Origin of the sequence: Campylobacter sp. LMG 7929 (assembly GCF_024723595.1) — a bacterium.
Taxonomy (GTDB): domain Bacteria; phylum Campylobacterota; class Campylobacteria; order Campylobacterales; family Campylobacteraceae; genus Campylobacter_D.
The window spans coordinates 1-291 of the sequence record NZ_JANQCY010000050.1 but is presented as its reverse complement, the minus strand read 5'-3'; the positions used below and the strand labels follow the sequence as shown (position 1 = coordinate 291).

At 36.4% G+C, this 291-nt stretch carries 1 tRNA gene; it reads right to left on the bottom strand.

The features are described 5' to 3' along the window. Nucleotides 1-212 precede the first annotated feature (212 nt). Nucleotides 213-288 (bottom strand) — tRNA-Glu (locus CAMP5118_RS08015). Nucleotides 289-291: the final 3 nt, after the last annotated feature.

Sequence of the window (291 nt, the reverse complement as noted above, 5' to 3'; positions counted from 1 at the left end):
AAAAAAGGGGGGGGGGTTAGTAGGAGGTTGTTGAGGAAAGAAAATTATTTTTTAAAAATAAAAAAGGAAGGGGTGTTGAGAAAAAGAAGGAGAGAAGGGAAAAAATAGAGTGGGTTTTATAGGTGTGTGTTATGGTATGTGATGGGTGAATGATTAAAAAAATATAAAAAAGTAAATTTTAATCTGTTGCATTTGATTATGATATGCATTCATGGCGACCCCTAGAGGATTTGAACCTCTGTTATCACACAGAGAGAGTGACGTCCTGAGCCACTAGACGAAAGGGTCAAT